This window comes from Isoptericola sp. NPDC056578, from assembly GCF_042793275.1.
In the GTDB taxonomy this organism is placed as follows: domain Bacteria; phylum Actinomycetota; class Actinomycetes; order Actinomycetales; family Cellulomonadaceae; genus Isoptericola.
Genome location: NZ_JBHTVC010000020.1, coordinates 68,871 through 76,503, shown reverse-complemented (window position 1 = coordinate 76,503; position 7,633 = coordinate 68,871). Strand labels below are relative to the sequence as shown.

Below are 7,633 nucleotides of genomic sequence, written 5' to 3'. Positions count from 1 at the left end.
GGGACGTCCCTTTCCACGTCCCCGGGCCGGAGGCCCTTCTCGCACCGAGACCGGCCCCTCCGCGCGACGTCGCCCAGATCGCGGCCGCCCCCATCGCCTGGCTCCAGCAACGCCCCTGAGCAGTAGTTCCGAACAGGCCCTGGCTGACCCTCGCCACTGAAGAGGGGCGTCCGCCCCAGCCAGGAAACCGTCGCGGAGAGGCCGGTGTGCCCGCGGGCCGCAGCAGGGTGTGCCCGGAGGCCACCATGGACGGGCCTCGCTGCGTTCCGGACGGTGCGGCCCGGCCGGCTCACGACGCCACGGGCTGCTCGGTGCCGTGCCGGGCCTGGGAGCGGTACCGGCTCGGGCGCACGCCGTACTCCCGGGTGAATGCGGCGCTGAGGGCGTAGGCGTTGGAGTAGCCGACCTGACGGGCGATGGACTCGAGGGTGTCGTCGCGCTCCTGCAGGAGGTCCGCCGCCAGGCACAGCCTCCAGCCCGCGAGGTAGGAGATGGGCGGCTCCCCCATCGCCTCGGTGAAGCGGCGGGCGAAGGTCGCCCGCGAGACGCGGGCCCGGCGCGCCAGCGCCTCGACGGTCCACGCGCGCGACGGGTCGGCGTGCAGAGCCCTGAGCGCCGGGCCGACCACCGGGTCTCCCGCGGCCCCGTACCAGGCGGGGGCGGCGGCCTGGGGCAGGGCGAACCAGTCCCGCAGGGCCCCGATCAGCAGGATGTCCAGGAGCCGGTCGAGCACGGCCTGCTGGCCGGGCTCCTGCCGATCGAGCTCGCTCTCGAGCAGGTCCAGCGTGCGGGCCCTCTGCTGCGCGCGGGGCACCACGAGCACGGGCGGCAGCGCACCGACCAGGCGCTCGGCGATGCGGCCCGAGGTGCGGAACGACCCGGCCAGCAGCGCGTGCTCGGCCACCAGGGGCGACGTGCCGCCCGCCTCACCGTGGCCGAGACGTTCCTGCTCGAGGAGCTGCCCGGACGCGTCGTCGCGGACGCCCTCCGCGGTCAGGGCGCAGATGGGGTGACCGCCGCCCTCGCGGTCGCTGGCCAGGAGGGCACTGCCCTGCCCGGTGAGCACCGCGAGGTCCCGGGTGCCCAGGTGGACCGGGTCGGCGTCGTCGTGCAGGACCCACCCGTCACCCCGGAGCATCGCCACGAGCGTGATCGTGGGGCCCGCCTCGACGCAGACCGACCACGGCGCGGTGAGCACGTCCTGCCCGATGAGGGAGCCCGAGGCGCGGAGGTTGTCGAGCACTTCCGTCAGGGTGTCCACCCTCACGAGGTTAGACGACGACGTATCTGGTTCAGCGTTCCAACCATTCTCCGTCTCACGGGCGAGGGGTGGACTCGACTCGTACCCGAGGAGCCCGGCCCCGCACGACGCACCGGGCGAGGCTCCGATCCGCTCCCACCTCTGGAGGTCACGATGTCCGTCGACCAGACGCCCACCCCCGGCTCCGCGCTGTGGGTCCTCGCGCACCCGCGCCGCAGCTCCCTCAACGGCCACCTGTACCGCGCCGGCGTCGAGGCGTTGTCCCGGGACCACGACGTCGCGACGTCGGACCTCTACGAGCTGGGCTTCGACCCCGTGCTCGGTGCGCGGGATCTGGGCGAGCTCGCGGACCGGCCCGGCAACCTGGCCACGCTGGCCGGGGAGGCCTACGCCCGCGGCCAGACCGCCCCGGACGTGCGGGCGGAGCACGAGAAGGTCGCTCGCGCGGAGCTGCTCGTGCTCCAGTTCCCGCTGTGGTGGTACGGGCCGCCGGCGATCCTCAAGGGTTGGCTGGACCGCACCTTCACGGAGGGCTTCGCCTACGACAACGGCCTCGACCCGGTGCTCGGGCTGCCGCGACGGTACGGCGACGGCGGGCTCACGCGGCGCAAGGCGCTCATCGTGGTGACCGTCGGCGAGGACGAGCGCACGCTGGGACCCCGGGGTGTCAGCGGCGACCTCGACTCCCTGCTCTTCCCGCTCACCCACGGCGCGCTCTGGTACGTCGGGATCGAGACCCTCGACCTGCACGTCGTGCACGACGCCGACTCCCTGGACGCCGCAGCGGCGGAGCGCGAGGCGCAGCGGCTGCGTGCCCGGCTCGCGGGGATCGGCACCGAGCGCGGCCGGCCGTTCCGCCGCCTGCGCGACGGCGACTACCCGTCGGACCTCCGGGCGCTGCACCCGGACCTGCTGCCCGGCCGCACCGACCTCGGCATCCACCGTGCCGAGGCGCCGGGGAGCCTCGGGCTGCCTGCCTGACGCCGCACCGGTCGCAGGCGGTTCGCGCGACGATGTCGATCCGGGCCGCGGCCGTTCGACCTCGGAGTGACAGCAGTGAAGGCCACACGACAGGAGCGGGACCATGGCACGAGAGCTCGTCTACACCGGATTCATCACCCTCGACGGCTCGGTCGACTCTCCGGGCGGGACGGCCGAGGGCCACCCCGGGGGCGGGTGGGTGGTCGACACCGAGTTCCTCCCCGAGGCGTACGCGCTCAAGGGCGAGGAGCTCGAGGAGACGACGGCCCTGATGTTCGGTCGTCGCAGCTACGAGGCGTTCTCGGCGGTCTGGCCCGGTTCCGACGACCACGCGGCGTACCGGGACCTCCCGAAGTTCGTCGTGTCGTCGACGCTCGACGACGACGCCCTCGTCGACGGCTGGGGTCCGACGACGATCCTGCGCGGCACGCAGGACGTCGCCGCCCTCAAGCAGACCGACGGCGGCCCGATCTTCATCCACGGCAGCGCGGAGCTCGCGCTGCGGCTGGGCGAGGCCGGCCTCGTCGACCGCTACAACCTGCTGGTGTTCCCGTACCTGCTCCCCGGGGGGAAGACGATCTTCGGCACGAAGGGTGCGGACCGCCGCGCCCTGTCGTTGCGGGAGTCGGCCGCGTACGCGAACGGCGTGGTCAAGCTCGTCTACGACGTCGTGCGCTGACGGCGTCTCAGGAAGCCGTTCCGGAGACGAGGTTCAGCAGCCGGCTGGCGACGAAGGCGGTGACCGTGGTCCAGCCGACGATCGCCACCGCCTGCCAGACGAGCACGCGCGCCTTGCCGACGCCGGACGCCACCAGCATCGAGGCCGTGAAGTGGGTGGGCAGCAGCAGCGGGCCGAGCAGGCTGACGCCGGGGACGCCGTAGCGCTCGTAGGCGCGCTGGAACTTCGCGCGGCGCGCGTCGCGGCGGTCCTCCGCCGGTGCGAGCGCGCCCTGGCCGCCCGGCGCGGGACCGGAGCCCACCGGGACGGGGCTGCTCTGCCGGGCCTTCGCCCGGCGGCGGTTCACGACCGCGTCACGGGCGCCGGCGCTGGCGAGCACGACGGCGGTGACGGCGAGGAAGTTGCCGAGCATCGCGGCGACGGCCGCGACCGCGGGATGGATCCCGCCGATGATGCCGATGGTCGCGCCGCCCTCCCCCTCGATGAAGGGGACCATGGCCGCGACCGCGACGATCAGAGGCTGGACCAGGTCGGGTACCTGGGCGACCAGGTCCTGGAAGGTGTCGACGAGATTCACGAGGTGCTCCGGGGGTGTCGGGGGCGTGTCGGACGATGCACCCAGTCCACCCGCGAGCGAGAAGGCTCGGTAGTGCCCGGAGTCACCGGTTCCCGTGCCGATCGCACGCCTCGGCCGTGACATCTGTCATGGGGTCGGCCGGCAGGGACGGGGAGACGGCAGGTCCGTCCCCGGAATGCGGTGGTGGTGGGCGAGCGGCCGCGCCACGATGACGTCATGTCCGGGCCGGTCGCCATCGTGGAGATCGCGTGCGACGAGTCGGGCTTCACCGGGACGAACCTGCTGGACCCGGCGTCGCCGGTGATCGCGCACGCGGGGGTGGACCTCACCCGCGACGAGGCGGCGGCCGTGCTCGGCACGCTGCGGTCGCGGTTCAACCATCGCCGGACGACGGAGCACAAGGCCCACCTGCTGCTGCGGCCCGGGCAGCCGGAGGCGGTGGCGTGGTTCCTGGCGGAGCTCGCGGGACGCTCGACGGTGCACGTCGTCGACAAGCGCGACCACGTCGCGGGGCGGGTGCTCGACCTGCTCACGGGCGAGCCGTCGTACGTCGACGGGACGCGCCTCGGTCACGACCGCGTCCGCGCGGTCGCCGTCCTGCGGGAGCGGGCCGACGTCCTCGCCGCGTTCGTCGCGATGACCCACCTCAAGCACCGGCGCCGGCCGGACCGCGCCGCCGTCGACCGGTTCCTCGCCCTGGTCCCGGGCGTGGTGGCCGACGGGGTGCCGGAGCTGGCCGGCGTGGCCCGGCGCGACGTCGTGGCGGTCCTGGACCGGCTGCTCGACGGCGACCCCGCCGTCCCGCCCCCGCTCGAGCCGCTGGTGCCGGCGCTGGCCGAGACGGTGCTGCGGTGGAGCGACGGCCGCCGCTCGGTCGTCGTCGTGCACGACGAGCAGAGCGCGCTGACGCGGCAGCGCACCGCCGTCCTGGCCGCGACCCTCGCCGCGGCGGTCTCGCCCGCACCGCCGCCGCTCCTCGGGGTGCGGCAGGTGGACTCCCGCCGCGATCCGCGCGTGCAGGTGGCCGACCTCCTGGCCGGGTGGGCGCGGAGCTCCGCGGAGCCCGCCGCCTGACGTCCGGCGGTCCCGTCAACACACGTCGATCCGCGGACCGGGTGAAATTGGGGGTTGCGCTCCGGGAAACCGGTCCCCTACGGTCAAGAAACCGGTTGCTGTGATCTGTTCGTAACCAATGTGGGTTCGGACAGCGGTCGTTCCGCCGAGCGGAGCGGCCCCGGCACCGGCTGCAGGTCCCGCGTTCGACGACGAAGGTGAGGCAGCAACGATGAGACGGCACGCGAAACGACGACTTCTCGCGGCGGGGGTGACGACGTCACTGGTGGCCGCGATCGGGGTCACCGCGATGACGCTCGGCGCCCAGGCCGCGGAGGGTGGCGTGACCGGGTTCGCCACCCAGAACGGCGGCACGACGGGCGGCTCCGGCGGCTCCGTCGTGAGGGCGACGACCGGCACCCAGATCCACGAGGCCCTGTGCGGCCGCGCGTCCGAGGACACCCCGATCACGATCCAGGTCGAGGGCACGATCAACCACGGCAACACGAGCAAGGTCTCGGGAGACAGCTGCAACACCGCGGACGGTGTGATCGAGCTGAAGCAGATCAGCAACGTCACGCTCGTCGGGGTGGGCAGCGGCGCGACGTTCGACCAGGTGGGCATCCACATCCGCGAGGCCAGCAACATCATCATCCAGAACGTCACGGTCAAGAACGTCAAGAAGTCGGGCTCCCCGACGTCCAACGGCGGCGACGCGATCGGCATGGAGTCCGGCGTCTCGAACGTGTGGGCGGACCACGTGACGCTCGAGGCCTCGGGCGGCGAGTCCGAGGGCTACGACGGCCTCTTCGACATGAAGGGCGACACGAAGTACGTGACGCTCTCCTACAGCATCCTTCGCGGCTCCGGCCGCGGCGGCCTCGTCGGCTCGGGCGACAGCGACCTGGGCAACGGGCCGGTCACCTACCACCACAACCTCTACGAGAACATCGACTCGCGCCTCCCCCTGCTGCGCGGGGCGACGGCCCACATCTACAACAACCACTACGTCGACATCCACGAGTCCGGCATCAACGCGCGCGCCGGCGGCAAGGCGAAGGTCGACAGCAACTACTTCCAGGACTCGAAGGACGTGCTCGGCACGTTCTACACCGACCTGCCCGGCTACTGGCAGGTCGCCGGGAACACGTTCGACAACGTCACCTGGTCGGAGCCGGGCGAGGACAACAACCCCGCCGGCCCGAACCCGACGTCGACGACGACGGTCAGCATCCCCTACGACTACTCGCTCGACGACGCCGGTTGCGTGCCGGACGTCGTCGCCGCGACCGCCGGGGCGAACAAGGGCCTCAGGGTGTCCGACGGCTCGTGCGAGGCGACGACGCCGGAGCCGACCGACCCGCCGACCGGCGAGCCCACGGACCCGCCGACCGGCGAGCCGACCGACCCCCCGACGGACGAGCCGAGCGGGGCCAACCTCAGCCTCGGCGCCGGCGCGGACGGCTCGTCCAAGGCGTCGGGCAGCAGCTTCGGCAACGTGACCGACGGCAACCTGAGCACGTTCTGGTCGCCGTCGAGCACCACGGGTCGCGTGTCCGTCAAGTGGTCGACCCCGCAGACCGTGTCGCAGGCCAAGGTCGTGGAGGCGGCCGGCTCCGCGGGCACGATCACCGCGTTCCGCATCGTCAACCACGACACCGGCGCCGTGCTCGCGACCGGCAGCCGCGCGGGCGTCGTCAACCTGCCCACGACCACGCTGAGCAAGCTCGACCTCGAGATCACCAGCGCCTCCGGCACGCCGAAGGTGGCCGAGCTGGAGACGTACGCCGGCCAGGGCTCGACGGACCCGACCGACCCCACCGACCCGACGGACCCGACCGACCCGGAGCCGACCGACCCGCCGACCCCGAGCGGCGAGGTCATCTACGCGGCGCCCGACGGCTCGGCCGGCGCGGCGGGCACGGAGGCCGACCCGACGACGGTCGCCGCGGCGATCGCCGCCGTGGAGCCGGGCGGGGCGATCTACCTGCGCGGCGGCCAGTACGACCTGGCCGACACGCTCACGATCGAGCCGGGCAACGACGGCACGTCGTCGGAGCGGACGCTCCTGTCGGCGTACCCGGGCGAGACGCCGGTGCTCGACTTCTCCGCGCAGGCCGAGGACTCCGCCAACCGGGGCCTCGCCATCGGCGGCAACTTCTGGCACGTGTACGGGATCACGGTCCAGAACTCCGGCGACAACGGCATCCTGCTCGGCGGCGACGACAACGTGATCGAGCGCGTCGTCACCCGCGGGAACGCCGACACGGGTCTGCAGATCGCCCGCCTGGTCGCGGGCGCGCCGAAGGCGGAGTGGCCGGCGAACAACCTGGTGCTCTCCTCCGAGTCCTACGACAACGTGGACTCCGACGGCGAGGACGCGGACGGCTTCGCGGCCAAGCTGACGGTCGGCGAGGGCAACGTGTTCCGCGACTGCGTGTCCCACAACAACATCGACGACGGCTGGGACCTGTACGCCAAGTCGGACACGGGCCCCATCGGCGTGGTGACCATCGAGGACTCGCTCTCCTACGACAACGGCACGCTGTCGGACGGCTCGCAGGCCGGCAGCGGCGACCGCAACGGCTACAAGCTGGGCGGCGAGGACATCCCCGTCGACCACGTGGTGACGGGCAGCATCGCCTACGAGAACGGCAAGCACGGGTTCACGTACAACAGCAACCCGGGCTCGATCACGGTCGCCGACAACGTGAGCATCGGCAACGAGGAGCGCAACTTCAACTTCGACGAGGGCAGCCACCGGTTCAGCGGCAACGTGTCGTGCGACAGCGGCTCCAACGACCGGATCGTCGGGAGCGACGACGGCACCAACGAGTTCTGGTCCGGCTCCAACAGCGCCGCCTGCGGCGCCTACGCGGGCGACCTCGACTGGTCCTTCGCCGCGGACGGCACGCTGGAGGTGACCTTCGGCTGAGCCGACCCGCTCTCGACGGAGCGCCCCTCGCGGGCGCACCGTCACCCCGACCCCGGCCGGCCCGTCGACCCCTCCGACGGGCCGGCCGGTCCCATGACCGGGCCGTGGGCGTCCGCTCTGCGCACACCCGTGGCGGTCCCGTGGCAT

The 7,633-nt window shown here is 72.9% G+C and carries 6 protein-coding genes; 4 read left to right on the top strand and 2 right to left on the bottom strand.

The features are described from left to right. Nucleotides 1–289: 289 nt before the first annotated feature. Nucleotides 290–1,261, bottom strand: coding sequence for a cupin domain-containing protein (locus ACFQ80_RS10315; protein ID WP_430563590.1), 972 nt, complete (start codon nucleotides 1,259–1,261; stop codon nucleotides 290–292). A 153-nt stretch (nucleotides 1,262–1,414) separates the two neighbouring features. On the opposite strand from ACFQ80_RS10315, the gene ACFQ80_RS10310 reads away from it, so the two are divergent. After that, nucleotides 1,415–2,242 (top strand): NAD(P)H-dependent oxidoreductase, encoded by an 828-nt coding sequence (locus tag ACFQ80_RS10310; RefSeq protein ID WP_430563589.1) that lies wholly within the window; start codon nucleotides 1,415–1,417, stop codon nucleotides 2,240–2,242. Between the two features lie 103 nt (nucleotides 2,243–2,345). Then, nucleotides 2,346–2,921, top strand: a complete 576-nt coding sequence (locus tag ACFQ80_RS10305) for a dihydrofolate reductase family protein (protein WP_430563588.1) — start codon at nucleotides 2,346–2,348, stop codon at nucleotides 2,919–2,921. A 7-nt stretch (nucleotides 2,922–2,928) separates the two neighbouring features. On the opposite strand, the gene ACFQ80_RS10300 is transcribed toward ACFQ80_RS10305, so the two are convergent. After that, complete coding sequence (locus tag ACFQ80_RS10300; RefSeq protein WP_430563587.1) at nucleotides 2,929–3,498, bottom strand: small multidrug efflux protein; 570 nt, start codon at nucleotides 3,496–3,498, stop codon at nucleotides 2,929–2,931. A 216-nt stretch (nucleotides 3,499–3,714) separates the two neighbouring features. Between ACFQ80_RS10300 and ACFQ80_RS10295 the strand changes: the two genes are divergently transcribed. Next, nucleotides 3,715–4,572 carry a DUF3800 domain-containing protein gene (locus ACFQ80_RS10295; protein WP_430563586.1) on the top strand — a complete coding sequence of 286 codons (858 nt, stop codon included), beginning with the start codon at nucleotides 3,715–3,717 and terminating at the stop codon, nucleotides 4,570–4,572. Between the two features lie 211 nt (nucleotides 4,573–4,783). Further along, the gene (locus ACFQ80_RS10290; RefSeq protein ID WP_430563585.1) at nucleotides 4,784–7,486 is read left to right on the top strand and encodes a hypothetical protein; all 2,703 of its coding nucleotides are present in this window, start codon (nucleotides 4,784–4,786) and stop codon (nucleotides 7,484–7,486) included. Nucleotides 7,487–7,633: the final 147 nt, after the last annotated feature.

What these genes read in the sequence shown, in the direction of transcription:
- ACFQ80_RS10295 (WP_430563586.1), top strand. Translation starts at nt 3,715, where the DNA reads ATGTCCGGGCCGGTCGCCATCGTGGAGATCGCGTGCGACGAGTCGGGC.
- ACFQ80_RS10290 (WP_430563585.1), top strand. Translation starts at nt 4,784, where the DNA reads ATGAGACGGCACGCGAAACGACGACTTCTCGCGGCGGGGGTGACGACG.
- ACFQ80_RS10310 (WP_430563589.1), top strand. Translation starts at nt 1,415, where the DNA reads ATGTCCGTCGACCAGACGCCCACCCCCGGCTCCGCGCTGTGGGTCCTC.
- ACFQ80_RS10305 (WP_430563588.1), top strand. Translation starts at nt 2,346, where the DNA reads ATGGCACGAGAGCTCGTCTACACCGGATTCATCACCCTCGACGGCTCG.